This window comes from Ohessyouella blattaphilus (genome assembly GCF_024721265.1).
GTDB lineage: Bacteria > Bacillota > Clostridia > Lachnospirales > Lachnospiraceae > Aequitasia > Aequitasia blattaphilus_A.
Window position 1 is genome coordinate 301345 of record NZ_JAMXOC010000001.1, and the last position, 25372, is coordinate 326716.

A 25372-nucleotide genomic window follows, 5' to 3' on the forward strand; every position below is an offset into this window, starting at 1 on the left:
CTTTGTAATTATAAACATATTATTAATTTCTGTAAACCTTATTTAATAGGTGGTAGCGTTGACTTTTAGATACTTTACAGTTAAACTTATCTCAGGCAAACAAGGAGTGTGACATGCGACTAAAACTATCTCAGAAAGTAACCGGGGGGGTACTTAGTGGCGCGATCCAGCGAGGACTCACGTTAACTATTCCATTTCTTATTATTGGTTCTTTCGCACTATTAATTAATAATTTTCCTATTGATGCTTTTCAGACTTTTATTAAGGAAAGTTTCTTTGATGGCATCATCTCTCAATTTTTAATAACCGTCTATAGCGTAACGTTAGATTCTTTAGCTTTGCTTTTGATTTTAACTATCAGTGTCTCCTATGGACAAATGATCGGTTCAGAACTTTACTTCCTCTATCCGGTCTTTTCGCTGATTTCTTTTATGGCTTTTTGTGGCGGACTGACCGATTATGAATCTTCTATTTTCAATGCCACTTGGATTTTTACAGCGATGGTAGTTACGATTATCGCCTGCAAATATTTTCATTTCTTTGAAAAGCGTCGAATAAAGAACTTCCCCCTATACTCTACCGGTGCCGGTTACTACTACAACCTAGCCATCACTTATATTCTGCCGCTACTGGCAATTATCTGCACCTTGGCTTTACTTGGTTTTATTCTCCGAAACTTAACGGGCGATGCTAACGTGAATAACTTTGGTTCCTACATCTTTGTCCGGGTCTTCAGAAATATCGGTGCTACCCTACCAGGAGTAATCCTCTACGTGGTCTTGGTGCATATTCTTTGGTTCTTTGGAATTCACGGCACGAATACGTTAGAGGCGGTGGCCATCGACTTATTTGGACCGAGTTTTGAGATTAACGAAGCGCTGATTGCCGCTGGCAAGGCGCCTACGGAAATCTTTAACCGGATTTTTCTTGATTCCTTCGTCTTTCTCGGGGGCTGCGGGACGGCACTGGCCTTCGTAATCGCCTTATTATTAGTTTCGAAAAAAAATCACAATCGACGCTTGGGGGTATTTTCCCTATCCACTACCCTATTTAATATCAGCGAGATTCCGATTTTTGGCTTTCCGATTGTCTTTTCACCGACTATGTTTATACCTTTTGTGCTGACGCCGGTGGTGTTAACCTTAACCTCCTATGTGGCGATGGTAACGGGTCTGGTTCCAATTCCTACCGAAGCGGTAGGCTGGACGGTTCCCCTTATTCTCAGTGGCTATATGAGTACCAAATCCTTTAGCGGCGCTCTCTTACAGCTATTTAACCTTGTTATCGGAATTGCCATCTACATTCCTTTTATCAAGATTACAGAAAACGCTCAGGTGGATTCGTATAAGGATATTGTTAAAAAACTAGAGCAAGACGTCTTTGACAGCGAAGCTAACAATAGCGCTCTAAAGCTTCTATCTAATACTTATAAATACAGTTACTATGCCAAAACTCTGGCAGAAGATTTGCGAGTTGGCTTAATGAAGGGCGAACCGGTGCTTTTCTATCAGCCTCAGATAACCAACACGGGCACCTTACACGGCGTCGAAGGATTATTGCGGTGGAAACATCCAAGCTTTGGCTATATCGCGCCGCCCCTCCTTGTGGCTCTTGCTAGTGAATCAGGATTTTTGGATGAGCTTACCTTTTATTTAATGGGAAAAGCCAATCAAGACGGGGCCAAGATGGTGGAGAAAATGGGGCAAGAAGTCTACATTTCCCTTAATATTTCTCCCGAACATATGGAGAGTCAAGCCTTTTTAGCTCATGCTAACCACCTAATGTTAAACGCGAAGGAAGTCGGTATCCATCCGGTACTTGAATTTACTGAACGAACGGTTATGACCGCCGGTGAAGAACAGCTTAATGTTATTAAAGATATGCAAAAGCAAGGAAACGAATTTAGTATCGATGATTTCGGAATGGGGCATAGTTCCATCTTAAGACTACAAGAACAAAGCTTCGACGAAGTGAAATTAGACGGTTCTCTCGTGACTCAACTAGTGGATAACCCGCGCTCCCAAGAGATTGTCGCTAGTATCGTCCAACTCGCCCGCACCCTTGACTTCCGGATCATCGCTGAATTTGTGGAGACGAAGGACGTGCGCGATCTTTTAGAGGAGCTTGGCTGCTACGTTTATCAAGGATACTATTTTAGCCGTCCCCTACCGATTAATGAGCTCTTAGATTATCTCACGATTTTTTCAGCAAACAAGAGAAAAGCCGATTCGTAAAGAATCGGCTTTTCTCTTGTTTATTCAGCAATCAATATTGCGCGTACCGGCGAAGCCTCTATCCCCTCCCATTTTAGCGGTAGGGCAACTAGCGTGTATTCACCAGCTTCTACTAGATTTAAGTCCGCGTTTTCTAAAATAGCCATCTGGGCTTTTAAAAGCGTTCGGTGAATGGCCGTATCACCAATCGAACCCGATTCTATGCCTACGAGCACCACCCCTCTTTTAACTAGTTCATGTGCACCACTTATGGTAAGAGTCGCTTTTCCCTTTAATAATAGTCGTTTGGTGCCATCGCTTACTAGGCTTTGCACCCGCTCTTTATCAACCTCTCCCTCTGCGATAACCACCTGACATTTCCCTAAGTAATCTTCTAAACTTACACTCTCAATGGTCTCGCCGTTATTTATGAAATGCTTCGGGGCGTCCACGTGAGTGCTATTGTGAGGACAAAGGCAGACGTAGGTAAGATTATACTCGTCGCCCTGTTTCATATCCTTTACAATTGAGTATTTCGGTTCCGGATCTCCAGGATATACTGGCAAATTGAACAAATTTTTAGTAATATCAAAAATTTTCATACACAATTCCTTTCCTATTTGTAGAATTTTCGCCAAAAGCTGGCTCTTTCCGAATAAAGTGCTATACTGTGGCTGATATTAAAATAATTCTAAAGGAGAATAATAGCTATGATATCATTTTTTTTGTGCCTTGCGGCACTTATTGTTGGGTATCTCATCTACGGTAAAATTGTGGAAAAAGTATTCCATCCTGATGACCGTAAAACACCCGTTGTCGAGCACCCTGATGGTGTGGACTATGTGGAGATGAAACCTTGGCGCGCCTTTTTGGTGCAACTTCTTAACATCGCCGGCCTTGGACCTATCTTTGGTGCTTTATCCGGTGCCATTTGGGGACCTTCTGTCTTCCTATGGATTGTCTTTGGCTCCATCTTCGCCGGTGCCGTTCACGACTACTTATCGGGTATGCTTTCTATCCGTAATGACGGCGCTAGTATCTCCGAAATTGTAGGCAAATACCTAGGACCTGCCATGAAGCAAGTTATGCGCGTTTTCTCTGTAGTCCTTCTAGTGATGGTCGGTACTGTCTTTATGGTTGGACCGGCTGGACTCATCGCCCTACTGACCCCAGATGTCTTAAACGTGACCTTCTGGACGGTTGTCATCTTGATTTACTACTTCTTGGCAACTCTATTACCAATTGATAAGATAATCGGTAAACTATATCCTGTCTTTGGTATTGCACTAATTGTCATGGCTCTTGGTATTGGTGGTGCGACTATCTTTAATAACGGTACCAGACCAATGATGGAAATCACTTTAGCTAACCTCCATCCAGAAGGTAAACCCATTTGGCCACTGATGTTTATTACTGTTGCTTGTGGAGCTATTTCTGGCTTTCACGCTACTCAGTCACCAATGATTGCGCGTACTCTATCTAGCGAGAAACAAGGTCGTCGAGTATTCTACGGCGCCATGATTGCGGAAGGAATTATCGCTCTGATCTGGGCCGCTGCCGGCTGCGCCTTTTACCAAACAGAGGGCGGACTTATGACAGGACTTTTAGCTATGGGTGGTGGTAACTCCACAACCGTCTATGAGATGTCTATCGGTCTTCTAGGACCAGTAGGTGGCGTTCTAGCTATGATCGGCGTAATTGCCTGCCCTATCACTTCTGGTGATACCGCATTTAGAAGTGCACGTTTAACAATTGCGGACTGGTTTAAAATCGATCAAAGTAATAAGGTCAAACGTCTAGCCTTGACCTTCCCTTTACTCGCCGTTGGTTATCTGATTTCACTGATTGACTATCAAGTTGTCTGGCGTTATTTCTCTTGGTCAAACCAAACTCTAGCCATGATGGCACTTTGGGCCGGCGCAACTTACTTAACCCTGTATACCAAGAAACCGTTATCAGGGCTTATGGCAGCCATTCCTGCCACCTTTATGTCAGCAGTAAGCATCACGTATATCATCTATGCTGATGAAGGACTACGCTTAGGTACTGGCATCGCTTATCCCGTTGGCATAGCTGTTGCCGTTCTCTTCGCTTTAATTTATCTCTTTAGAGCCTTAATTCCTGCCCTAAAGGGAAAACACCTTGAAGATGTACCACTAAAATTATCAAGATAATAATTGGTAAATGGGGAGGTCGTTTTTTTAAAAAAACGACCTCCCCATTTGAAATTTGAAAAAAGTGTGTCCCCGATGGTATTAATCGTGTTTATTTAACCATTCTTTCATCAGTTCCACATATCTATCGTTGTCTTCTACAAAGCACATATGACGACAAGTTCTGAATAATTCCCACTCTGCTCCCGGAATACGGTCATACATATACTTAGCAATATATGGCGTACAAAGATCATCGCCACCATCGATAACGAGGGTTGGTTCTTTGATGTCTTTTAATTGAGCGGTTACATCGAAGTCTTTTAACGTTCCCGTTGGGGTAAATTCATTCTGGCCCCAGCCTACTACGTAAGCCTCGCCGCCTTTTTTAACAGGGCGACGTAAGCATTCCGGTGAATCCTCAGTAACGGCTCCTGCAGCGTGACGACGCATATATTCAGCTTCAGCTGCTTGATATAGCGGATCGCTGTAGTCACCTGTGGATGTTGCTTTAGCAATCGCCTCTTGGTAATCCTCTGGCAGATACTTAATCAAGCGGTGCTGTTCTTCACCCCACATCCATGACGCTGGTAGGGTACTGGATAAGATGACGCTTTTTACACCATCGTGGTCATAGTTACACACGTGATCTAGTAAAAGCATACCACCCCAAGACTGGCCTAAGATGTGAACCTCATCAAGACCTAAATGCTTTCTCATCTCAATCAACTCTTTTGCCCAAGATTCTGGAGTAAAGAGCTCCGGATGGCCTTCGATGAAGGACTCGCCACAACCGATTTGGTCGTACATAACGATCTGGCGGCCATCTTCCTCAGCTAAGCGGTCTAACACTTCAAAATAATTGTGAGTAGACCCTGGTCCTCCGTGGAGTAATAATAGGGGTTTCTTGTTTCCAGTTTTTTCGCCCACAACGCGGTAATACGTTTTGAATTCCCCAAAGGGCATAAAACCTTCTTGAATCTTCATTTGTTACTTCCTCCTTGACATTTATATTAATACTTCATTATTTGAAGTATTCTGTCCCCAGTATAATCGTCGTGCCCTTGCCTTCTTCGCTTTCTACGAAAATCCCCATCTTATGGAGAGCGGCTCCGTGCTTGACAATAGATAAGCCAAGACCTGTGCCCGGCACTTCTTTTGAGTGGCTTTTATCCACTCGGTAAAAGCGTTCAAAGATACGCTCATGTTGGTCTTTGGGGATGCCGATGCCGGTGTCGGAAACGGAAATTCTAACTCCTTGTAGGGTTTTTCCGACCCAAACTGCTACGCTTCCACCTTCACGGTTATATTTTATACCATTTTCCACCAAATTGGTAATCATTTCATCAAGAATTCGATAATCTCCCATAATTTCTACCGGCTCACCGGTAAGCTCTAGGCGTACCTTACTCTTCTTCGCCAGTGGTGTCAGCCTAGTGATTACCCCATGGGAAAGCTGAAAGAGATCCACCGGCTCGGTTTTTACTACCCGCTCTTCATCAAGGCGTGAGAGCTTGATTACATCATCGATTAGGGAAATCAGACTGCTGGCTTCCTTATAAATACGCTCAGAAAAATTCTGCATATCTTCTGGTCTAACAATGCCGTCTTTCATAATCTCCGCATAGCCGGAAATAGATGTAAGTGGCGTCTTTAGCTCATGAGATACATTAGCGGTAAACTCTCGGCGCATTTTCGCCACTAATTCTTTCTCCCGGATCTGCTCGTCCATATTTACGAGAAGTGGCGTCAGCTCTTCGTATATCTCATTGTGAAGAGGATTTTCAACATCCATTTTGTTAATCGGTTCAATAATCTTCGCTACTTGGCGCTTGGAAAGTCGCCAGGCGATTAACGCCATTATGAGCACGATAATACCGATATAAGGGAGAACGCGCAGGGAAAGAATAAATGCCGTATCTACACTTTTCGAAACCCGGAAAATACGGCCATCTTTTAATTCCTTAGCGTAGTAAACCATATCCTTATTAAGGGTGCTAGAGCGCCTGATATCTCGCCCTTCGCCAGTCTTCATGGCGCTGATAACTTCGGGACGGCTTTTGTGATTTTCCTGTAGTGCCGCTTCATTATAATCATAAAGAACCGTTCCGTTTTCGTCAATCAAAGTCACCCTCGTGGGGCGCCGAACGGCATCGATCTGAGCCAAGTAATCCTCGCCAGCCATCTCCATGGCGGCAATCATATAGTCGGCCTCTTGTTCCAATTCATTTTCCACAATATCTATAGTCTGTCGATAGACGATAATCGTCGTTGCCAGATAGCTGACTACCAAGGTAAGGATAATCATCAGCAACATACTTCGTCCGATTTTCTTCTGTAATTTCATACTGGTCTCCTACTTGCTGATGCGATAGCCCACGCCGCGAATCGTTTCGATTAGCGAGGCGTAATTGCCAAGTTTTTGTCGCAGGGTTCTGATGTGCACATCGATGGTTCTAGTCTCGCCGTCAAAGTCATAGCCCCAGATATCCTCTAAGAGTTGATCTCTTGTCAGGACGATATTGGGATGGCTTAGCAAACGGTGTAACAGCTCGTACTCTTTAAGGGTTAAGGGCACCACCTGGCCGCCAGCAGTCACTTCGCGCTTCTTGTGATCCATAATCAGGTCACCTGCTTCTAATACTTTCTCTTTCGCTGCATCTTTATTGCTCCGGCGCAGGACCGCCTTAATTCGCGATATCAGCTCCATCATGCCAAAGGGCTTCGTTACGTAATCATCTGCACCTAGGTCTAGGCCGATAACTTTATCGTATTCCGTCGACTTCGCCGTAATCATAATCACTGGAATTTCCTTCGTCTTTGCCGAACTCTTAAGCTTCTTTAAAAGCGTAATTCCGTCATCTCCTGGGAGCATAATATCTAGGAGCACCAGCTCCGGTGTTTCAAAGGCTAGGGTACTTAAAAAGTCCCGTCCGTTTTCAAAACCTTTGGCGGTAAAACCGGTGGTTTCTAGAGTGTAGACCACAAGGTCACGGATGTTGCTGTCATCTTCTACACAAAAAATCATCTAGTTTCCCTCTTTTCTGATGCCGGTAATGGAATATTCCACCCATTCGGCGATATTCGTCGCGTGGTCGGCAATCCGCTCTAAGTACTTCGCCACCATTACCAGGTCAAGAGCGCGCTCGCCGTGCTTGCCTTTATCCTTTGATAGGTATTTAATCAATTGCTTTTTATTTTCCAAAAAGAGTCGATCCACCACATCATCGGCTTCAATTACCTGCCGTGACAAAGCGATATCTTGATTTACATAGGCCTTTACGCTATCTTTTACCATTTGACTAGCGGCAACTGCCATCTCGGTCAAGCTCTCTACAGGAACCGGTACTTCGCCGGAAAAATTCTCCGAGATAACGATTTCCGCAATATCGGAGGTTTGATCGCCAATCCGCTCCATATCGGTAATCATCTTAAGCGCTGCAGAAACTTGACGCAAATCCCGAGCAACCGGTTGCTGCTCTAAAAGCATCTTCATACACAAAGCCTCAATATCCTTTTCCATGCTATCAATGGCCTGGTCGGCCTTGCGGATTTTCTTCGCCTGTTCCACGTCCCCATTTTTAATGGCTTTGGTGGCTTTATTTATCGCTACTTCACACAGCTCTCCCATCTGTGTAAGCTGTGTCTTTAGTTCTTCTAATTGTCTGTCTAAACCCTTACGCATATTAACCAAACCTCCCTGTAATGTAGTCCTCCGTTCGTTTGTCTGACGGAATCGAAAATAGCTTCTCTGTATCATTATATTCAATAACCTCACCCATTAGAAAAAAGGCGGTATTATCTGATATTCTGGCGGCTTGCTGCATGTTATGGGTAACCATGACTATAGTATAGTCTTTTTTAAGTTCCATCGCAAGGTCCTCGATTTTGCTGGTGGAGATAGGATCAAGAGCCGAAGTGGGCTCATCCATTAGCAGCACTTCAGGGGCAATTGCTAGGGCTCTAGCGATACACAGACGCTGCTGCTGCCCCCCTGACATCCCTAAGGCACTTTTTTTAAGACGATCCTTCGTCTCCTCCCAAATAGCCGCTGCTCTTAGGGATTTTTCCACAATCTCATCCAGCTTAGCCTTACTTTTGATTCCGTGGGTCCGCGGTCCATACGCCACGTTATCGTAGATGCTCATCGGGAACGGGTTAGGCTTTTGAAAGACCATGCCGACTCTTTTGCGCAACAGGTTCACATCCATCCCTTTAAAAATACTTTCGCCGTCCAAATAAATCTCTCCCTGGATGCGACAGCCTTCTACTAGATCGTTCATCCGGTTAATAGACTTTAAGAGGGTGGATTTACCACAGCCGGAGGGACCGATAAAGGCGGTTATCTTCTTTTCCTCAATCTTCATATTGATATTTTTAAGGGCGTGAAAGTCGTCATAATATAAATTTAGATTGTTGACACCAACTTTCGGTGTTTCGTTTTTTTCCATGTTTGTCCTCGCTTATACTTTCGTAAGTTTTTTGGCAACGAATCCTGACAGCGTGTTGATACCTAAGACTAAAGCTAGCAGTACCACCGCGGTCGCGTAGGCTTGATCCATATGTAAGCCTTCGCTGGATAAATTATACATATGCACGGCTAGGGTACGCCCTGACTCCATCACCGAAGTCGGTACCTTGGCAACCGTCCCGGCGGTGTAAATAAGGGCTGCTGTCTCTCCCACGATCCGCCCAGTGGCTAAGATGATACCGGCCAAAATTCCGGGAATAGCCGAGGGGAGGACTACCTTAAAGACCGTTCGTAGCTTCCCTGCGCCTAAGCCAAAGCTTCCTTCTCGAAAGGAGTCCGGCACCGATTTTAACGCTTCCTCGGTCGTCTTCATAACTAAAGGAAGAATCATAATCGCTAAGGTTAGGGCTCCTGCTAATAAGGAAAAGCCAAAGCCACAGGTAGTGACGAAAAATAGCATTCCAAAGAGACCGTAGATAATAGAAGGAATTCCCGTTAACGTCTCGGTGGTTAGGCGAATAAGGCCGATGAAGCGATTGCCCTTTTTGGCGTATTCTACCAGAAAGATGGCGCTAAACACTCCAATTGGTACCGCAATCACTAGCGATAAGAGCGTCATTAATACGGTGTTGATTAGAGCCGGCATCAGCGAAACATTTTCCGAAGTGTAATACAGGGAAAATAAGGACGGTCGCAAATGCGGTACTCCCTTTATCAAGACGTACGCCACCAGAAATAGAAGGACGGTAAACGTGATCAAGGCTGCTCCTACCACTAATAGCATCACCACTAGCGAACCGGGATGACCTTTGTATTTTTTAAGCATTTTTATCCCTCCTGTTAAGCAATGACACACTCACATTAATTAGTAAAATAAAGACGAAAAGCACCACGCCTGTGGCAATCAGCGCTTCCCGGTGTAAATCCGTCGCGTAGCCCATCTCTAAGACGATATTAGCCGTCAAAGTTCGGATGCCCCGGAGGAGACCGTTTGGTAAGCGAGGCTGATTACCAGCTACCATGATGACCGCCATCGTCTCCCCAATCGCTCGGCCCACGCCTAGGACCACACCAGCCACCACCCCTGACTTTGCCGCCGGTAACACGGTGCGAAAAATCGCCCGCTCATGGGTAGCACCAAGAGCTAACGCACCTTCATAATAGTAAGAAGGCACTGCCCGAATGGCGGATTCGGTAACTCCGATAATCGTTGGCAGAATCATCATTCCCAGTAATAACGAAGCGGTCAAAATACTGTTGCCATTGCCGCCAAGCCCTAGCGTGCGGCCGATACTGCGAATCGCCGGTACTAATACCACTAGGCCAAAGAAACCGTAGACCACAGAAGGAATGCCTGCTAGTAGCTCGATAGCGGTCTTTAGTGGCCGGTAGAGAACCTTTGGGCAATACATCGCCATAAAGACAGAGGTCAAGATTCCAATAGGCACACCAAAGAGAAGAGCACCTGCTGTTACGTAAAGGCTTCCCACAATCATTGGGAAGATCCCGTACATATCGTTATTTGGTCGCCATACCTGACCTCCTAAGAACTTTAGAGGACCAATCTTGAGAATCGCCGGTAAGCCGCCTTCAAAGAGGAAGTAGCAAATGATGGCAACCGCTAGAATGGAAACACAGGCTGCTAAGAAAAACACCCCTTGCATAAAATATTCTTTAAACTTATTTAACTTCATCGCTGTGTCACCGCCTCCCAAGTCATCGCTTCTCCTAGATATATCTTTTGCACTTCGGCGCTAGTAAGAGCGTCTAAGTCGTTTAATTTATTGACGATAATGGCGATGCCATCAACGGCAATCACCGTCGCCTGTAGGCCGCGGCTGCCTTCTGAAGGCTTAAGATCCCGGGAAATCATGCCGATATCATAACCACCTTCTAGCGTCGCCGTAACCCCTGTCGTCGAGTCTGTACTTTGCATCTCCACTTCCATCTGGGGGTTCGCCTGCTGATACGCTTCTATTAACTTCTCCATTACCGGACTAACAGAAGAGGAACCGCCTACCACGAGTTTCCCCGAAAGTCCTGAACTTTTATAATCCGCATCTGCCTCTAAGGAGACAAAACCAGCCTCACTTACCACCTTTTGTCCTTGACGGCTTTTGATAAAATGGATAAAATCGGCAACCTCTGAACTTTCTTTATACGTCTTTGTAACGATATTAAAAGGTCTCGCAATCTGATAGTCCCCACTTTTGATGGTCTCTTCGCTAATCTTGGCACCGTCAATCGCCAGTGCCTTTACCGACTGATTAAGAGAACCGTAAGAGATATAGCCAATCGCGTACTCGTCTTCTGCCACCGTACCGATAGTAACCGCGGTGGAATTAGTGATCTGCGCTTCTAAGGTAGTCATATCAAGGAGCTTGCCACCTTCTTCTTGTTCTAGGGCAAACAGTTCTGTAAACGCGCCTCTCGTCCCCGAACCATCTTCTCTGGCCACAATGGTAATATCGTTATCGGGATTCCACACTTCCTCGTGTCCACAACCACTAAGGATTAGAACGAGGACAAGCCAAAGAATTAAAACTTTACATTTTCTACACATAATCATATCTCCCAAATGCTTAACCGCTGTCTGATGAGATAATTGTATTAAGTCTATGTAAAGTCTACCGCCAGCTTTCTGTTAAATCTATGTAAAGAAAGAGGTATTTGCTCCGGGCAAATACCTCTTTCTTCTTATCTAACTATTTCATCCCAAGCAAGTATCTCCCCTACGTAAATAGCCCTAAGGTCGGTACTGGTAATATCTTCAAGGGAATTGCGTTTATTGACAATCACGGCGATGCCATCGGTAGCGATAGCTAAAGGTATCGCCCCTTTATTTATCTCTTCTGCCTTAATCTCCCGAGAAGCCATTCCTAAGTCATAACTACCATCTAAAGTACTACTTACCCCCGTCGTCGAATCCGTTGTTTGAAGTTCGAGCGAAGCCTGGGGATTGATAGTCTGATACGCTTCGATTAGCTTTTCCATTAACGGCGAGACGGACGAAGAACCGCCGATTACCGCCTTCCCCTTCGGCTTAGCACTTTCAAAAACGACACTTTCCAAGGTAGGGATATAACCGTTATCACTCACCAGCGCCTGGCCGTCTTCGCTGTAAATAAAGTCGATAAAATCATCTACAACGGCGTTCTTATTCCCTTCTTTTCTCACTACATTAAACGGACGTGCTACTTTATACGTGCCCTTCTTGATATTCTCCTCGGTGGCTGCGGCGCCGTCTACCTTAATGGCTTTAACCGTGTCATTGAGAGAGCCTAGGGAGATATAACCAAGAGCGTTCTCATCCTCAGCAACGGTGGTCATCATTACCGAAGTGGAATTAGTGATCTGAGCATCCGGGGTGGTTTGGTCCACCTTTTCACCATCAATCTTCTCTTCGATACCGATAAGCTCTACAAAAGCGCCGCGCGTGCCAGACCCCTCCTCTCTAGAAATAACGGTAATATCCCCAGAAAGGACTTCTGCTCCGTCACTACCAGCCTGCACCGATTTTTGGCAGCCTGTCAAATTCACAGCAGCAATTGCGGCCACTAACAAACTTACTACAATTCTTCTTTTCATTTCGTTTAAGTCCTCCTCTAAAATTCAACTTTTTACAAAGCTTATCTTAGAGGATGATTGTAAAGCTAGCTTCGGCGTCTCGTTAAAGTAACGTAAAAAGCTGAAGGTTTTACCCTTCAGCTTCCTTTTCTCTCTTTTCCTCTGCCGCAAAACTCAAAATCTCTGAGTTGAGGGTGAGCATCTTCTCATCTAACACCGAAATCATGTCCGCACACTCTTTCAGCTCTTGACTGATGTGCTCGGGAGCGTTACCTTCAAACTTATAGTAAATCTTATGCTCCAAACTTGCCCAGAAATCCATGGCAATGGTTCGTATCTGAATCTCAACTTTCGTATCTACCACACTATCTGAAAGGTAAATCGGTACCGTAACTAACATATGATAGCTTTTGTAACCGCTCTCCTTAGGATTCTTAATATAATCTTTAATAGAAATAACTTTTAAGTCACTCTGCTTACCGATCATTTCTGCCAACACATAGATATCTGAAGTAAAGGAACAAATCAGTCTTACCCCAGCAATATCGTTGACATACTTAACCATATTATCAATCGATGATTCATAGCCGTAACGCCGTAGCTTCTGGACGATGCTCTCTGCCGTCTTGACTCTGGTTTTAATATGTTCAATGGGATTATACTGATGCACGTACTGAAATTCATCATTAAGAATCTCCAGCTTCGTTCCCACTTCTTTCAGCGCCGAATTGTAGAGGAACATAATCGTCTTCCAACTGTCCACGCTGTCGTAGCCGTTGTTATTTTCTTCCATAAATCTACCTCGTCTTCTCCATAGATCTTACATTAAAAAGTATAGCATAGTTCCTACTAATACTCAATTCCTTCCCGGGCGATTATCCCCAGATCATAAGGATGCTTTTCCTTCTCAAAATAGGTAATGTAATGGCCTCTAGCCTCCATCTCCTCCGAAATATCGTGGCCAGTAAGCACCAGTTCTAAGCCCCGAGGTTTGTGATCAATGAAGCTAAGCACCTTCTGCTCACTAATAACGCCTAGGGCTACCGCGTCGAGGATCTCATCGAGCACAAGCACATCAAATCCCGAACAAAACTTAACGATTTCATCTAAAGCCTTGGTATAATAGCGTCGATATTCTTTTTTCTCCTCGCCGTTCATCTGGGTGTAAAATTTCACATGTTCTTTCCCCGGTAGGCAAGTCACATTCGGCATTTCCTCAAGGATAGCTCGTTCAGACGAGGAATTGTCTTTTAAAAACTGATAGAATAAAACCTTTAGACCAGCCCCTGCTGCCCGGACCGTGGCTCCGATGGCCGCTGTGGTCTTTCCTTTTCCATATCCATAATAAATATGTACTCGACCGGTTCCTCTCATCTTCTACCTCTCCTTTACAAATCCAGCTTCATATCCCCTGGCTTAATCAAATTCAACTTGCGCATCCCTTCCGAAACCGCCAGCGTTACTACGGCCGGCAACAGGAAGAGTAAGACAACGATTTTAATAAGAACGACTGTCCCTGGCTCTCCCACAATCATAGTTTGGTAAGCCATAATCGGACCCACCAGACCGGCCGTTCCCATACCCGATCCGGTAGCGTTGCTAGTGATTTTAAAGAGCATCGTTCCTACTGGTCCGAGAACGGCGCTGGAAATAATAGCCGGTAACCAAATAATCGGCTTTCGGACAATATTGGGTACCTGTAGCATGGAGGTCCCGATTCCTTGCGCTAGCAGACCACCAAACTTATTTTCCCGAAAGCTAGCTACAGCAAAGCCAATCATATTACAGCAACAGCCAACGGTAGCCGCTCCCGCTGCAAGGCCAGACAAATTAAGAATAATACCTACCGCCGCCGAGCTAATGGGAAGCGTTAAAATCATGCCCATCAGGACCGATACCACGATGCCCATTAGGAATGGTTGCTGCTCTGTCCCCCAATTAACCAAAGAGCCGATAAAGGCCATAAACTTTGAAATACTCGGTCCGATAAGTAAGCCCACGGCACTACCTGAGCCGATGGTTACAATTGGCGTCAGCACGATATCGAGCTTCGTCTTCCCGGAAATAATCCCGCCCACTAAAATGCTGACGTAGGCGGCGATAAAAGCACCTAGAGGCTCACCTGGTCCCGCATAGACCATCGCCCCTTCACCGAGCACTCCACCGGAAACAACGCTCCCGGCAAAAGCACCGATTAAGCCCGCCACCCCGGCGGAGACCGTAACTAGTGGCGGATGCCCAAACTTCGTAGCGACCGCCACCCCGATACCGGCGCCGGTCATGCTCGCGGCCACCTTGCCAACGGTTACCAATAGAGCCCCAAGAGGCCCACCCACAAATAAACCGATTTGTTGAATGATGGTACCGATAATCAAAGTTGCGAAAAGCCCCTGTGCCATGGCGCTTAAGCCGTCTATAAAGAGGTGATTTAAAATGCTTTTAACTGGTTTCATAAAAATATTCTTCTCCATTCATAACGTATTTCTAAACTAAATTGTTCTTCATTTTAGGTTTTTTTTACTTATCCGACATACATTATACATATTTAAGCCTTATTATACAAATAAGTAAATAATTACTATTTACTTATTCCTTTTTATCCTTTAAATTATTTTTTTCATTTCCTTTCCTTAAGAGATGCGGCCATGAGGCCGCATCTCTTTTGCATATCAAAACTCCTTAGTCAATCACGGGATCTTTAAGCTTCTTATCAAGTTCCGCTTCCGTCTCTACACTTTCATCGAGGATTTCGATCTTCTTATTCACAAACTCCACCTGGAGATCCTTATCTACTTTAAAATCATAGGTAACGCGATACGCCTTTTCTCCATCTTCCCACGGTCTTAAATACTCAAAGACAATCGTTGCCTCACCAGCGGTTTTAGCAACAAACTGATAGCTTTCACTACCTGCGGTACCAGCAGCGTCCTCATCGGTATCATAATCCTCTTCCATCTCTTCAAACTTCAAGACTTCGTCTTTGTCCTCTGTCAATTCCCAGACGTAACCCGTCGTCGGGTTAGAGGCTAAGGTAATCTCCACTTCACTAGGCTCTTTCTTACCACAGGCAATAAGCCCAAGTGCTAGCAAAAGAACGGCCACCATCATACTTACTTTTTTCATAAAAACAAATCCCCCTTTATTTTCTTATAATTCTTTTACCATTATACTGCATGTGGTATACTTAATGCTAGATTTTTAAAGATATTGGAGAAAAAGAATGTTTAGAATATGGGCTAAAGAATTTAAAGACAACCGCATGCTAAAAGACATGGTGGTAGAAAATGATAGCGAGGAAAGCCGCACCAAGAAGATCTTTGCCGCTGTTGATGACATCTGCTACGCCTTTGATTTGAGCAAACCAATTTGGCTAGATAAGAATATCGCTGAGTTTAAGCGCTTAGATAAGACCCGCTTCTACGCGGATAACTTTGTGGATAGCATTGATTTTGATTTTTTGGAAATTCATGTAATTGAAGAGTAGGGCGGACATTTTGTCCGCCCTACTCTTTTATGTAAGCAAATTCTATTTTGTTTTATTCTGCTACCTGTTGCAGCACTTCTTCGGCGATGTTACGTGCGTGGTCAGAAATACGTTCCAAACACACGAGAGCATCTAAGAAGACAATGCCGGCATGGGTATTACATAGATTTTGGGCCAGTCGCTTAATGTGGGAACTACGAAGCTTAACCTCTAGATCATCGGCCTTCGTCTCTTGCTCAATCACTTTAAGGGCCATTTCTTTGTCTTGATCCACATACGCTTTTAGAGCGTAGCTGTAGCTAGACACACACACATCTAGCATCTCCTCTAGCTGGGCTTTCGCCACATCGGAGAACTCTACCTTCTTATCTTTAAGAGCTTCGGCAAACTCGGAGATATTCTCCGTATAGTCGCTGATTCGCTCCATATCGGAAACGATTTGCAGCATGTGCGCCACCTCTTGATGTTCCTTTTCGCTAATCTGTTTCATACTGATCTTGATAACGTAATCAGAGATGCCATTGGTCAGCTTATCAACCACACTTTCTTCTTCTTTTAGATATTTAATATCCTCATCTTTACGGGTAAAAAGGACGCGTTTACACACATCTAAAGCCTGTTCAACCAAATCGCCCATACGACCGATTTCTTTAACCGTTGACTGGAGCGCGATACTCGGTGTCTCTAAGATACGATCGTCTAAGTATACTTGACCTGGATCCACTCCTTCTTCGTCCACCCGGCCAATCTTCTTGGCCAACTTGATAATCCAATTGGATAAAGGGAAAAGCACAACTGTGGTCACGATATTAAACAAGGTATGGATTACACTGATCTGGGTCTGGCTAATCATGCCTGCTGCCATCACCGGATTAATAAACTCTAGGTAAATCATCGCCAGACCACCGATAATAACTGTACCGATGATATTAAAAAGCAAATGCATAATCGCTGCTGTCTTGGCATTTCTTTTAGCGCCGATACTGGATAAAATCGCCGTTACACAGGTCCCGATATTCTGACCCATGATAATGTAGGCAGCCGCGCCAAAAGGTACTAGACCAACTGCGGCTAACGACTGAAGAATACCTACTGAGGCAGAAGAACTTTGAATAATTGCGGTAACTGCTAGACCGGCAAGAATACCGAGGAAAGGATTCTTGCCAAGCTTTATAAAAGCCTCTTGGAAAGCTGGAGCATCTCTTAAGGGATATACGGAATTTGACATAGTCGTGATACCGATAAAAAGCAAACCAAAACCAATTACGATATTGGCAATGTCTTTGGAACGCTGACGCTTTCCGATTACCATCATCACCACACCAAGGGCTAGAGCAACGGGGGCTAGCTTAGCTGGGCTTAAAAACTCCGCCCACTCCACTGAAGATACGAGCCAACCGGTAACTGTGGTACCGATATTGGCACCCATAATAACACCCATCGCCTGGGTCAAATTCATGATTCCGGCATTTACGAAACCTACCACCATAACGGTGGTCGCCGAAGAGCTTTGGATAACGGCGGTAATCGCTGCTCCTAGTAGTACGCCCATCAGCTTGTTTTTTGTGAGCGCTTCAAGAAGCGTCTTCATCTTGCTACCGGCAGCATTCTCAAGGCCTCCTGCCATAATCTGCATGCCGTAAATGAACATTCCTAGTCCACCGACAAATCCTAATAAAATTGTTAAGTAATCCATTTTTTCCTCCGAAATACTCTCTTTCCTACTGAAGTCTCTCTAATGCTGCTGACGCCGTCGTCGCGGCCTCGGTGCCGCCCAAATTGCCGGCTATGGTTTCATAGGCTAGCTTGGCATTGTCATTATCGCCACTTTTTTCATACGCCTCTGCTAGTAACAAATAAATCGCGCCTTCTTCTGCACTCTGATCCATCCCCACCACCAATTTTAGTTGATTAATGGCCTCAGGATAATTGCCAGCGTCAAAGGCCGAGCGGCCATCTACGCTCATCCGCTCTATGGAGCGGGGGTAAATTGCGCTTACCATTTCATCGTACTGGGCCCTAGTACTTTCACCTAAGGCATCAGGAAGTACATTCACTAACTGGGACACCATATCAAAGTCCGACATATCATTCGCCTGATAATGCTGGTAGACGCTCAGCACAATCTCATATGATTGTCTGGTAGTTTCTGCCGTCGCCGCATTTGCGGCATTGGTATCGCTATCGGAGACGTAAACGCTCAGCTCCTTTTTAAGAGCATTGATCTGGGTATCTTTCGTAGCTATATCTTCACTAAACTGTAAAATCTGCTTATTTATGTCCTTTTGGTTGTTATAGATAATCCCAGGCATAATCAGGAACAGCATCACCGCTACACCAATCACCGCTCCCACGATGATATTAAGTAAGGTCTGGAGACGGGTGCTTTCTTTAAACGCCCCTAAGACTGGTTGGATAATGGTGTCATTGCCATTGGCGTAAGAAACTGCATTTTTGCTTTTCTGCACATGTAACCCTGGCATCCGGCGCACACGGTTCGGCTCTTTTCCTAGCTCAGTTAACTCATGGGTATAACGCAGGGTGCGCTCGTCGGTCTTATCAAGACTATGAGCTACCCTAAGGCAATCCTTAGCCTCTTTCTTATCACCCTTGCGGATATAGATAAGGGCTAAGAGCTGATAGGCTTTCACAAACGTAGGGTGTTCTTTTACCGCTTGGGTTAACTGGATAATCGCCAAATCATCGCTTCCCTGCCTTGCCAAATCCAGACTTAAATTGTATTTTTTAATAGCGCCATTAACTATCTGCAACCCATCTCGGTCCTCTTGAAGGGTGCGTATGTAATGAATCGCAATATTATCTTCTGGCCTTAAATTGGCACTTAAAATCCACTCTACTAGGCCTTCAATCACTTCCCCCCGGCCGTAATAAACCAAACCTAAGAGGTTACGCGCAGCAATATTATCGCTGTAAAACTGCAGGCTGCGCTTGAGGGAGGTTATCGCCCCTGATAGGTCACGGATGTTTGCTTTTTTTAAACCATCATTGTACCAGTAGTTAGACTGGTAGATGACCTTTTCTGTATATTCCATGGCTCGTCCTTTTAAGCTATTTAATATTTTCGATTACTTCTTTTAGAATATCGGTCATATCGGTCAAATCATCCTGATACACCGCATCTTCCACATCTTCTACTTCCAAGCTAGGCTGAAATTTCTTTAATTCTTCATCAAAATCCAACATCTAGAGCCTCCTTTATTTCACCGACCAAATATAGCGAACCCACACAGTATAGCTTCCTCTTAGCTCCTTTTAAACGGTAGCCTAAGCGAAAGGCCGCTAGAGAATCCTCTTCCTGGTAGATGGGACACTTTGTATATTTGGCAAACTCAGTTGCCAGCGCTTCTGTGGACGCCCTTCTGGCATCCTTAATTCCCGTAATGACAAAAGCAGTCGCTTCTATATTATCGCATAAAATTTTAATTAGCGCACTCACATCTTTATCGCTGACTACCGAAAATAAAATCACCGGGGCTACTTCCCTCTGAATATTTCGGCAAAAAGCAGCGATTCCAGCCTCGTTGTGGGCGCCCTCTACATATACTCCCGGCAACACTTCTTCCATGCGTCCCGGTATGCGCACTTCTTCGAGAGCTCTTCGCAGGCTCTCTCGCTCAAGGGAAAGGGGCAAATACCCGGCAGCGGCAACCGCTAGGGTGCCATTCATCCGCTGGTAATCGCTACCGCTAAGCTGCCAAGATAAGGCTCTTCCTTCCTCTGGTGTAACCACCTTAAGAGGGGCCCTTCTTGCTTTTGCCACCTGGCTAATGACTGCAAGGGCTTCTGGACTACTGCCATCGGCAACTACCGGCACGCCTTCGCGAATAATCCCTGCTTTCTCACCGGCAATTTCGGCAATGGTCTCTCCTAAAATCTGTTGGTGATCTAAGCTTATCGAAGTTATTACACTGACAAGAGGCATTTGGTAGCTATTGGTGGCATCTAAGCGACCGCCAAGACCCGTTTCCAAGATAAGGTATTCTACCTGGCTCTCCTCAAAAATCAGTAGCCCCATGGCGTATAAAAATTCGAAATAAGAAGGATGTCCTTCTCCTGCTTCCTCAAGATCTTGGGCAACCGTTAAGACTTTCGTAAAGGCCTGTAGGAATAAGCTATCAGATACCTCTTCGCCATTTATCATAAAGCGCTCATTAACCCGCACCAGGTGTGGCGAGGTAAACATCCCTGTGGTATGGCCACCAGCCAAAATTATGGCTTGTAGATAGTGACACACCGAGCCCTTTCCGTTGGTTCCGGCCACGTGAATTGCCTTCTTGTTCCCACCGGGATTTCCTAGAAGAGCAACTAATTTTCGCGTATGCTCTAGGGGATGCTTCCTGGTAAACTTGGGAATCCCTGCTAAATACTCATAGGCTTCGCTAATTATCATTCTTCCTCCTGCTGCTGATGCACCCAAGAAGTGGTTAAATCCGTCTTTGTATCCGGTACCTCTGTTAACGCTCCGTCTTCATATATATACTGATTACTTCGCCGAAATTCCGTATTGCTAGAGCCCATCTGCTTAATTACAATCTCGTCGCCATCTGAAAGAGTAGTCTCTGGTAACGTAATATGGGTATTATTTAAGAAGGTAGATTTCTGCTTTTCGCCGTTAACATACACCTTACTTCCTTTGGTAAAATTAGTCCCGTAGAGACTATAGCCCTTTTCGGGAACTTCGATTACATTTGACAGTGTCACGTCTTTTACACCCATCATCATATGCCCTTCAGTAATCGGCGGATCCCCGTCGTAGACATATTGTTTTCCGTAGAGAATGTCGTATTGCAACAGCTCCAAATCCTCCAGATACTTACTAGTCTTTCGGCGCTGTTGATGATAATTAAACACCGTTCCTGAATGAATGTCGAGGCGATTAAAAAGATCCGCTAAAAGCTGATAAGAGGTCACATTCTCATCCTCTTTTGGAAGCCCGATATTATCCCAAATTACGTAATTCGTATTGTAGAGATAGCGGCTATGCAAGTCCTCTGACTCGAGACCTAAAGTGGGTAAATGGTCCCCGTAAAATACGATTACCGTTGGCTCTCCCCGCTTTTCTACCGCATCTCGCAAACGTCCCACAAACTGATCCATCTCATAGACCATGTTGACGTAGTATTCCCATTTATTTTTTAAAGCCTCATCTTCAATGCCAGTAACCTCTACCACCGGATTCTCGATGACTTTCTCCTCTGGATAATCCCCGTGTCCTTGCACGCTGATCGTAAAGACAAAGTCCGTCCCCTCCGACGTATCCATGGCATCCATCATGTGCTGAACTAAGATATCATCCTTAGACCAACCGTTTGGCGTGGTCTGTAAGATATTCATAAACTCTTTACTGGTAAAGGAATCAAAGCCCATATTGTCAAAAACCTTGGCCCGGCTATAAAAATTCCCGCCGTTGTTATGAAGAGCATGAGTGCTATAACCAAGGCTCGCAAGTGCCGTCGCCGCACTTTCCGTGGGTTTTTCCTTAGAATACGTCTTATACGGATACTCACCAGGCCCAAAGTAACGCAAATTCATTCCCGTTAACACTTCAAACTCAGTATTAGCCGTCCCTGCCCCAATTGAGGGCACTTTAAAGTAACCTGAGGAATAGTTTTCAAACATACTGCGTAGATTCGGTAGGGCATCTACATTAGTGTCAAAAAATTCCACCTCATTTACGTCGAAGAAAGATTCTAACTGGACCACGAGGATGTTCGGCCTTGACTCTAACGCCCGCCCTGTCTCTGACTTAGTTAGCTCGTCGTTCTCATTAATCTTCGCCATCGCCTCTTCGTCGTAACCGTTAGGCTGATTAATCCCGGTATTAAACACGCTAGTCATAAAGCAATAGGGCAGACCATAGTCTTCATAAGCAAAGGCGATATTACCAAAATAGGTGGAAATCACTCGCTTTTCTACGGCCAGGCTAGAGACAAGAAAAAAGATTCCAAAAAAGATTCCCGTCCCGATTAGCGCGACAACGCGGTGCATCCGTCCTTGAAACTGAGCGCCTCTTTTATACATGGAAACCACCCATAGCACCAAGGCCACAAGACCTACCGCTAGAACAACAATCTCAAAACCGCTAAAGTAATTGGTAATTAGGCTCAAGCCGTCCTTAGCGTTAGTAAGGTCCTGAGCATTAAAAGGCGTTACCCGCTTTAAAAGCATATAACCATTCGCTACTCCTAGTACAAACCATAAAACCGTAATGATAATTCTGGCAAAGGTCCGTCTTCTAAAAGCATAGACAATGGAAAGCGTACAAAAAATCATAAATGCATTATAGAGGAACACCAGGGGGGACCCAGCCAAAAAACCGATCGCTTTAAAAAGCGAGTGCCGAGAAAGGGCCTCAATTACCAAGTTAATAACAATCGCCAAGACGATATGAAACAACAATGAATATCTATTTAAAAATGTGTAAACTGGGGCCATCTTCTTTGCCCACTCACTATTTCGCCGCTTTTCTAATATTTCTGCCCGGCGAATCTCCCTCTTCCTGAACCATTCCTTTAAATCTGCCAACGAAAAATCTTTAAGATTAAACTTTTTTAAATTAAATTTCTTCACGCAGATCTCTCCTTCGCCTATTTACCGGCTAACGCCTCTAAGCGCTCTTCTACTTGCTTTAACATTTCTTCAAACTTCTTGAGCTTATCTTTCTCTTCTTGCACTTTCGCTTCTGGAGCTTTCGAGACAAAGCGTTCATTGGCCAGCATGCCCGTCGCCCGCTTGATTTCCCCTTGCAAATGATTTTTTTCTTTGGCAAGTCGCTCTCGCTCCTGCTCAAAGTCAACCAAATCGCTAAGTGGCAGATAAACCACACAATCCGGTACAACTGCGGATACAGCGTCTTCGGCGATGCCCTCTTCATCTACCTGAATAACCACATCTGCGGCACTAGCAATTAGTTTCATCGCCTCTTTAAGCTCACTAAGCCCAGCGCTTAGTTGCTCATCTTTTGTCACCACATAGATTGTTGCTTTACGACCATTTGGCACGTTCATTTCTGAACGGATATTTCGCACGCTACGCACGATCTCTTTGCAGTGTTCTAAAACGCGCACCTCTGCAGGCGCTTCCTTCTTCTCATCAAAAACTGGCCAAGCGGAAATCATTAATGACTCTTCTTCAGGAACCAGTTTGTCGTAGATTTCTTCGGTAATAAACGGCATATAGGGATGCAGAAGCTTAAGTCCGATTTGTAACACGCTCTTTAATGTATAAAGGGCCTGATTCGCACTTTCCTTATCTTCATCCGCGTGGTAAATCCGGTACTTCGCAATCTCAATATACCAGTCACAGAACTCGTCCCAAAGGAATTCATAGATCTTTGAAAGGGCGATTCCTAGCTCAAACTTATCCATATTTTCGGTTACATCCCGCACCAGTTCATTGGCCCTGGAGATAATCCAGCGATCGGCTGGATCGGTAGATGCTGACTTTGGTTCACTAACCCCGATTTTCTCAATATTCATCATAATGAAGCGAGACGCATTCCAAACCTTATTGGCAAAATTACGACTAGCCTCTACTCTTTCCATATAAAAGCGCATATCATTGCCCGGTGCATTTCCCGTTACTAGGGTCATTCTAAGAGCATCCGCACCGTACTGATCGATAATCTCTAGGGGATCGATACCGTTTCCAAGAGATTTGCTCATCTTTCTTCCCTGGGAATCGCGAATAAGACCGTGGATAAACACGGTATTAAACGGACATTTTCCCGTCTGTTCGTAACCGGAGAACACCATTCTGATTACCCAGAAAAAGATAATATCGTAACCGGTAACTAGCACATCAGTTGGGTAGAAATACTGATAATCCTCTGTCATTTCTGGCCAACCAAGAGTTGAGAAAGGCCAAAGGGCTGAGCTAAACCAGGTATCTAGAGTATCCTCATCCTGAGTAAAACTAGTACCACCACATTTCGGACAAGTCGCCGGCTTCTCTTTCGCCACCACGATTTCGCCGCAGCTATCGCAGTAGTAGGCAGGAATTCGGTGTCCCCACCAAATCTGCCGAGAAATACACCAATCGCGAATATTATTTAACCAGTTCAAATACACTTTATCAAAGCGCTCAGGAACAAAGCTTAAATCCCCGTTACTAAGGGCTTCAATCGCTGGTTTGGCCAGCTCTTCCATCCGCACAAACCACTGCTTTTTAAGAAACGGCTCCACCGTTGTCCCGCAGCGATCATGAGTACCTACATTATGAATGTGCTCTTCTACTTTAACGAGAAGTCCAGCGGCCTCTAAATCGGCAACAATCGCCTTACGAGCCACGTAGCGGTCCATACCTGCGTATTTACCACCTTCTTCGTTAATAGTGGCATCGTCGTTCATCACATTAATCTCTGGCAGGTTGTGGCGCTGTCCCACCTCAAAGTCATTTGGGTCGTGTGCCGGTGTAATCTTTACGGCTCCCGTACCGAATTCCTTATCCACATATTCGTCAGCAATAATGGGAATCTCCCGATTCACAAGGGGTAAAATCGCCATCTTGCCAATTAAGTCCGTATACCTTTCATCCTCAGGATTAACAGCAATCGCTGTATCCCCAAGCATGGTCTCCGGTCTAGTGGTCGCGATCTCTAAGAAGCCTTCCCCGTCCTTTAACGGATATTTGATATGCCAAAAAGAACCGGCTTGTTCCTCATGTTCTACTTCTGCATCCGAAAGCGAGGTCTTACATACGGGACACCAGTTGATGATGCGGTTGCCCCGATAAATAAACCCTTTTCTATGCAATTTTAAGAAGACCTCTTCCACGGCCTCCGAACATCCTTCATCTAAAGTAAAGCGCTCTCTATCCCAGTCACAGGAAACACCTAGCTTCATCAGCTGATTCTTAATGGTGCCGCCATATTCTTCTTTCCACTCCCAGGTTCGCTCTAAGAATTTCTCACGACCTAACTCTCTTTTATCAATGCCTTCTTCTTTCAGCTGTTCGGTAACCTTTACTTCCGTAGAGATTGCCGCATGATCCGTTCCCGGAATCCAAAGCGCATTAAAGCCCTGCATTCTCTTGTAACGAATCAAGATATCCTGCAAGGTATTATCAAGGGCATGACCCATATGCAACTTTCCGGTAATATTCGGGGGCGGCATTACCGTCGTAAACGGCTTTTTGCTACGATCGATTTCCCCATGAAAATATTTCTTTTCTAACCATTTGCTGTACAAACGGTCTTCCATTCCTTTCGGATTATAAGTAGTTTCTAAATTTTGACTCATCGTCTTCATCTCCTTCACACAATCAACACATTCTATTACATAAAAAAACGCCCTTTATCAAAAAGGGCGATTATAGTCGCGGTACCACCTTCATTTATGCCTACGGCATATCTCATCATGTCTGTTAACGGGAACGACTCCGAAGTGATCTACTACACGGTTCAACCACCCTGCTCCAAAGCTACCTTCCGTATACCGCCACAGGAACCGTCTTTCAGCCACGA

Annotated in this window: 23 protein-coding genes and 1 other annotated feature (1 of these 24 cut by a window edge); of the genes, 3 read left to right on the forward strand and 20 right to left on the reverse strand. The window is 44.9% G+C overall.

What is annotated here, in order from left to right; genetic code table 11:
- Positions 1-113: 113 nt before the first annotated feature.
- The gene (locus NHH16_RS01210) at positions 114-2234 is read left to right on the forward strand and encodes a PTS sugar transporter subunit IIC/EAL domain-containing protein (protein WP_262067771.1); all 2121 of its coding nucleotides are present in this window, start codon (positions 114-116) and stop codon (positions 2232-2234) included.
- A gap of 20 nt (positions 2235-2254) precedes the next feature.
- On the opposite strand, the gene NHH16_RS01215 is transcribed toward NHH16_RS01210, so the two are convergent.
- Positions 2255-2815, reverse strand: a complete 561-nt coding sequence (locus NHH16_RS01215) for a cyclase family protein (RefSeq protein ID WP_262067772.1) — start codon at positions 2813-2815, stop codon at positions 2255-2257.
- Between the two features lie 108 nt (positions 2816-2923).
- Between NHH16_RS01215 and NHH16_RS01220 the strand changes: the two genes are divergently transcribed.
- On the forward strand, positions 2924-4387 hold the full coding sequence (locus tag NHH16_RS01220) for a carbon starvation CstA family protein (RefSeq protein ID WP_262067773.1): 1464 nt from the start codon (positions 2924-2926) through the stop codon (positions 4385-4387).
- 81 nt (positions 4388-4468) lie between these two features.
- Here the strand turns inward: NHH16_RS01220 and pepI are convergent, their stop codons facing one another.
- The 13 genes from pepI to NHH16_RS01285 form a co-directional block, all read right to left on the reverse strand.
- Positions 4469-5353, reverse strand: coding sequence for a proline iminopeptidase (pepI, locus tag NHH16_RS01225; RefSeq protein WP_262067774.1), 885 nt, complete (start codon positions 5351-5353; stop codon positions 4469-4471).
- Positions 5354-5390: 37 nt separating this feature from the next.
- Positions 5391-6713, reverse strand: a complete 1323-nt coding sequence (locus NHH16_RS01230; RefSeq protein WP_262067775.1) for a sensor histidine kinase — start codon at positions 6711-6713, stop codon at positions 5391-5393.
- A 9-nt stretch (positions 6714-6722) separates the two neighbouring features.
- The gene (locus NHH16_RS01235) at positions 6723-7394 is read right to left on the reverse strand and encodes a response regulator (protein ID WP_262067776.1); all 672 of its coding nucleotides are present in this window, start codon (positions 7392-7394) and stop codon (positions 6723-6725) included.
- Positions 7395-8051, reverse strand: coding sequence for a phosphate signaling complex protein PhoU (gene phoU, locus NHH16_RS01240; protein ID WP_262067777.1), 657 nt, complete (start codon positions 8049-8051; stop codon positions 7395-7397). It lies immediately after the preceding gene.
- Position 8052: 1 nt separating this feature from the next.
- Complete coding sequence (gene pstB, locus NHH16_RS01245; protein WP_262067778.1) at positions 8053-8817, reverse strand: phosphate ABC transporter ATP-binding protein PstB; 765 nt, start codon at positions 8815-8817, stop codon at positions 8053-8055.
- A 12-nt stretch (positions 8818-8829) separates the two neighbouring features.
- Positions 8830-9663: a phosphate ABC transporter permease PstA gene (gene pstA / locus NHH16_RS01250; RefSeq protein ID WP_262067779.1), complete on the reverse strand. Its 834-nt coding sequence runs from the start codon at positions 9661-9663 to the stop codon at positions 8830-8832.
- Positions 9656-10531 carry a phosphate ABC transporter permease subunit PstC gene (gene pstC, locus NHH16_RS01255; protein WP_262067780.1) on the reverse strand — a complete coding sequence of 292 codons (876 nt, stop codon included), beginning with the start codon at positions 10529-10531 and terminating at the stop codon, positions 9656-9658. Before pstC ends, pstA begins: the two co-directional genes overlap by 8 nt.
- Complete coding sequence (locus NHH16_RS01260; RefSeq protein WP_262067781.1) at positions 10528-11400, reverse strand: substrate-binding domain-containing protein; 873 nt, start codon at positions 11398-11400, stop codon at positions 10528-10530. Before NHH16_RS01260 ends, pstC begins: the two co-directional genes overlap by 4 nt.
- Positions 11401-11534: 134 nt before the next feature.
- Positions 11535-12425 (reverse strand): substrate-binding domain-containing protein, encoded by an 891-nt coding sequence (locus NHH16_RS01265; RefSeq protein WP_262067782.1) that lies wholly within the window; start codon positions 12423-12425, stop codon positions 11535-11537.
- 109 nt (positions 12426-12534) lie between these two features.
- Positions 12535-13197, reverse strand: a complete 663-nt coding sequence (locus NHH16_RS01270; protein WP_262067783.1) for a GTP pyrophosphokinase — start codon at positions 13195-13197, stop codon at positions 12535-12537.
- 56 nt (positions 13198-13253) lie between these two features.
- Entirely contained in the window at positions 13254-13778 is a 525-nt protein-coding gene (locus NHH16_RS01275) for a cob(I)yrinic acid a,c-diamide adenosyltransferase (protein ID WP_262067784.1), read from the reverse strand.
- Between the two features lie 14 nt (positions 13779-13792).
- Complete coding sequence (locus NHH16_RS01280) at positions 13793-14857, reverse strand: PTS sugar transporter subunit IIC (protein ID WP_262067785.1); 1065 nt, start codon at positions 14855-14857, stop codon at positions 13793-13795.
- Between the two features lie 226 nt (positions 14858-15083).
- Positions 15084-15527: a protease inhibitor I42 family protein gene (locus NHH16_RS01285; RefSeq protein WP_262067786.1), complete on the reverse strand. Its 444-nt coding sequence runs from the start codon at positions 15525-15527 to the stop codon at positions 15084-15086.
- A gap of 97 nt (positions 15528-15624) precedes the next feature.
- Between NHH16_RS01285 and NHH16_RS01290 the strand changes: the two genes are divergently transcribed.
- Positions 15625-15888 carry a hypothetical protein gene (locus tag NHH16_RS01290; RefSeq protein WP_262067787.1) on the forward strand — a complete coding sequence of 88 codons (264 nt, stop codon included), beginning with the start codon at positions 15625-15627 and terminating at the stop codon, positions 15886-15888.
- A gap of 52 nt (positions 15889-15940) precedes the next feature.
- Here the strand turns inward: NHH16_RS01290 and NHH16_RS01295 are convergent, their stop codons facing one another.
- The 6 genes from NHH16_RS01295 to NHH16_RS01320 are packed head-to-tail and all read right to left on the reverse strand — an operon-like array spanning position 15941 to position 25148.
- The gene (locus NHH16_RS01295; protein ID WP_262067788.1) at positions 15941-17584 is read right to left on the reverse strand and encodes a Na/Pi cotransporter family protein; all 1644 of its coding nucleotides are present in this window, start codon (positions 17582-17584) and stop codon (positions 15941-15943) included.
- A 25-nt stretch (positions 17585-17609) separates the two neighbouring features.
- The gene (locus NHH16_RS01300; RefSeq protein WP_262067789.1) at positions 17610-18941 is read right to left on the reverse strand and encodes a tetratricopeptide repeat protein; all 1332 of its coding nucleotides are present in this window, start codon (positions 18939-18941) and stop codon (positions 17610-17612) included.
- Positions 18942-18957: 16 nt separating this feature from the next.
- Positions 18958-19092 carry a hypothetical protein gene (locus NHH16_RS01305; protein WP_262067790.1) on the reverse strand — a complete coding sequence of 45 codons (135 nt, stop codon included), beginning with the start codon at positions 19090-19092 and terminating at the stop codon, positions 18958-18960.
- A complete protein-coding gene (locus NHH16_RS01310; RefSeq protein WP_262067791.1) occupies positions 19079-20299 on the reverse strand; it encodes a bifunctional folylpolyglutamate synthase/dihydrofolate synthase in 1221 nt (406 codons plus the stop codon). Before NHH16_RS01310 ends, NHH16_RS01305 begins: the two co-directional genes overlap by 14 nt.
- Positions 20296-22479: an LTA synthase family protein gene (locus NHH16_RS01315; protein ID WP_262067792.1), complete on the reverse strand. Its 2184-nt coding sequence runs from the start codon at positions 22477-22479 to the stop codon at positions 20296-20298. The genes NHH16_RS01310 and NHH16_RS01315 overlap by 4 nt, the downstream gene beginning before the upstream one ends.
- A gap of 17 nt (positions 22480-22496) precedes the next feature.
- Complete coding sequence (locus tag NHH16_RS01320) at positions 22497-25148, reverse strand: valine--tRNA ligase (protein ID WP_262067793.1); 2652 nt, start codon at positions 25146-25148, stop codon at positions 22497-22499.
- Between the two features lie 59 nt (positions 25149-25207).
- Positions 25208-25372: a binding site (T-box leader), on the reverse strand (it continues 54 nt past the right edge of the window).

What these genes read in the sequence shown, in the direction of transcription:
- NHH16_RS01260 (WP_262067781.1), bottom strand. Translation starts at nt 11,400, where the DNA reads ATGTGTAGAAAATGTAAAGTTTTAATTCTTTGGCTTGTCCTCGTTCTA.
- NHH16_RS01300 (WP_262067789.1), bottom strand. Translation starts at nt 18,941, where the DNA reads ATGGAATATACAGAAAAGGTCATCTACCAGTCTAACTACTGGTACAAT.
- NHH16_RS01320 (WP_262067793.1), bottom strand. Translation starts at nt 25,148, where the DNA reads ATGAGTCAAAATTTAGAAACTACTTATAATCCGAAAGGAATGGAAGAC.
- NHH16_RS01215 (WP_262067772.1), bottom strand. Translation starts at nt 2,815, where the DNA reads ATGAAAATTTTTGATATTACTAAAAATTTGTTCAATTTGCCAGTATAT.
- NHH16_RS01270 (WP_262067783.1), bottom strand. Translation starts at nt 13,197, where the DNA reads ATGGAAGAAAATAACAACGGCTACGACAGCGTGGACAGTTGGAAGACG.
- phoU (WP_262067777.1), bottom strand. Translation starts at nt 8,051, where the DNA reads ATGCGTAAGGGTTTAGACAGACAATTAGAAGAACTAAAGACACAGCTT.
- NHH16_RS01275 (WP_262067784.1), bottom strand. Translation starts at nt 13,778, where the DNA reads ATGAGAGGAACCGGTCGAGTACATATTTATTATGGATATGGAAAAGGA.
- pstC (WP_262067780.1), bottom strand. Translation starts at nt 10,531, where the DNA reads ATGAAGTTAAATAAGTTTAAAGAATATTTTATGCAAGGGGTGTTTTTC.
- NHH16_RS01295 (WP_262067788.1), bottom strand. Translation starts at nt 17,584, where the DNA reads ATGGATTACTTAACAATTTTATTAGGATTTGTCGGTGGACTAGGAATG.
- NHH16_RS01285 (WP_262067786.1), bottom strand. Translation starts at nt 15,527, where the DNA reads ATGAAAAAAGTAAGTATGATGGTGGCCGTTCTTTTGCTAGCACTTGGG.
- pepI (WP_262067774.1), bottom strand. Translation starts at nt 5,353, where the DNA reads ATGAAGATTCAAGAAGGTTTTATGCCCTTTGGGGAATTCAAAACGTAT.
- NHH16_RS01290 (WP_262067787.1), top strand. Translation starts at nt 15,625, where the DNA reads ATGTTTAGAATATGGGCTAAAGAATTTAAAGACAACCGCATGCTAAAA.
- NHH16_RS01305 (WP_262067790.1), bottom strand. Translation starts at nt 19,092, where the DNA reads ATGTTGGATTTTGATGAAGAATTAAAGAAATTTCAGCCTAGCTTGGAA.
- NHH16_RS01235 (WP_262067776.1), bottom strand. Translation starts at nt 7,394, where the DNA reads ATGATTTTTTGTGTAGAAGATGACAGCAACATCCGTGACCTTGTGGTC.
- NHH16_RS01220 (WP_262067773.1), top strand. Translation starts at nt 2,924, where the DNA reads ATGATATCATTTTTTTTGTGCCTTGCGGCACTTATTGTTGGGTATCTC.
- pstB (WP_262067778.1), bottom strand. Translation starts at nt 8,817, where the DNA reads ATGGAAAAAAACGAAACACCGAAAGTTGGTGTCAACAATCTAAATTTA.
- NHH16_RS01280 (WP_262067785.1), bottom strand. Translation starts at nt 14,857, where the DNA reads ATGAAACCAGTTAAAAGCATTTTAAATCACCTCTTTATAGACGGCTTA.
- NHH16_RS01210 (WP_262067771.1), top strand. Translation starts at nt 114, where the DNA reads ATGCGACTAAAACTATCTCAGAAAGTAACCGGGGGGGTACTTAGTGGC.
- NHH16_RS01230 (WP_262067775.1), bottom strand. Translation starts at nt 6,713, where the DNA reads ATGAAATTACAGAAGAAAATCGGACGAAGTATGTTGCTGATGATTATC.
- NHH16_RS01310 (WP_262067791.1), bottom strand. Translation starts at nt 20,299, where the DNA reads ATGATAATTAGCGAAGCCTATGAGTATTTAGCAGGGATTCCCAAGTTT.
- pstA (WP_262067779.1), bottom strand. Translation starts at nt 9,663, where the DNA reads ATGCTTAAAAAATACAAAGGTCATCCCGGTTCGCTAGTGGTGATGCTA.
- NHH16_RS01265 (WP_262067782.1), bottom strand. Translation starts at nt 12,425, where the DNA reads ATGAAAAGAAGAATTGTAGTAAGTTTGTTAGTGGCCGCAATTGCTGCT.